This is a genomic window from Tenacibaculum bernardetii (assembly GCF_029125915.1).
In the GTDB taxonomy this organism is placed as follows: domain Bacteria; phylum Bacteroidota; class Bacteroidia; order Flavobacteriales; family Flavobacteriaceae; genus Polaribacter; species Polaribacter bernardetii.
On record NZ_JAQJCU010000035.1, the window covers coordinates 1 to 1,348 of the forward strand.

2 protein-coding genes are annotated in these 1,348 nt (G+C 26.6%); both read left to right on the forward strand.

The features are described 5' to 3' along the window. Positions 1–92: 92 nt before the first annotated feature. Positions 93–332 carry a hypothetical protein gene (locus P2G10_RS12715; protein WP_275316972.1) on the forward strand — a complete coding sequence of 80 codons (240 nt, stop codon included), beginning with the start codon at positions 93–95 and terminating at the stop codon, positions 330–332. A gap of 346 nt (positions 333–678) precedes the next feature. Further along, entirely contained in the window at positions 679–1,158 is a 480-nt protein-coding gene (locus P2G10_RS12720; RefSeq protein ID WP_275316973.1) for a hypothetical protein, read from the forward strand. Positions 1,159–1,348: the final 190 nt, after the last annotated feature.

A 1,348-nucleotide genomic window follows, 5' to 3' on the forward strand; every position in this document is an offset into this window, starting at 1 on the left:
ATTTATTATTTTTTCGCTAAATTTACGCAACAAACTATAAGCACAAAACCGTTATCTTTAATGCCGAAAAAAAATCAGAACTAAAAAAAGAAATGAAAGATAAAAAAAATAGTTTTATAACAAACCCGACAAAGAAACATATAATTATATTCGGATTATTATGGTTTATTGGTATTACTTTATTGACTTTAAGTATTACCGATTTATTTACTGAAAGTTTTTTTCAAAAAAATTATGTAATGATCTATTTTTTAATGATTGGTTCAACTATGACCACAGGAAAACTATATCATAATTATTGGAAAAACAGAACTCTGAAATCTCACTCATAATTTAAATTACATCTTACTTTTTAGCTCGTGTGCGGAATCGGAATATAACTCAAACGGAATTTAGCAAGTTATGGAATTGCTTACTCAATCGGAATTGAAAATATTGCGGAAATTCAGCAAGTTTGCGGAATTGAAAACTGACAAAAAAAAGAAAATCGGAATGGAATTTAAGCGGACAAAAGCACTAAAAGCTAACAACGTATAAAATTAATTGCTTAAATTAGTGCTTTACCGAAAGTCGTTGCAATTTTGTTACGTCTGATTTTCCTCCGGAAAATCCTCGCACACAAAACCGCAACTAATCTTATACAAAGCCGTTGTGTGTAATGCAAAAAATGAACAGAAAATGAAATTAGTAATTGGAGTTTTAATAGTTACAATCGGAATTTTAGCATTACTTAAAAAGAGAAATTTTGAAAAAATAAAAACCTATAAATGGGAAACTGAAAAGGAGAAATTTGAGAAAGATTTAACAGAAATATTATCGAAAAATCCGAATTTAGAATATTTAATTATTGAATTTGACTCTTATTATATTCAATACAAAGGTTTTATTAAGAGTAAGGAATTTTATGCAGAAATTGTGAGTAATGAATTTCTCAATGAAAATAAAAAATACTCTGAAAGTAAAATTGAGGAAATTTTAAATCTTGAGTTTTCAAAACCGAATGAAAAAGATAATGAAGGAAATGTTTCACCTAATTACTCAAAATGGTATAAATCTGAAACAAAAAATGAAATTGAATTTATTCATAAAGAACTAATCAGAATTTTGAAATCAATCTTTAATATGAAAAATGGAACTGAAATAAAAATTAGATATTAAAAACACTACACACAACAACATATATAATTTATTGCTAGCTTTTTGCTTACTTACGAAAATCCTCGCGGATTTTCTTTGTCTGTAATTATTTACTAAATTAGTTGCTTAAACGACGCAACAAACCATATATAAACACGTTGCAAATAATAGCAGAAATTACTCAGACGGAAACAATTCTGAATTAAAATCA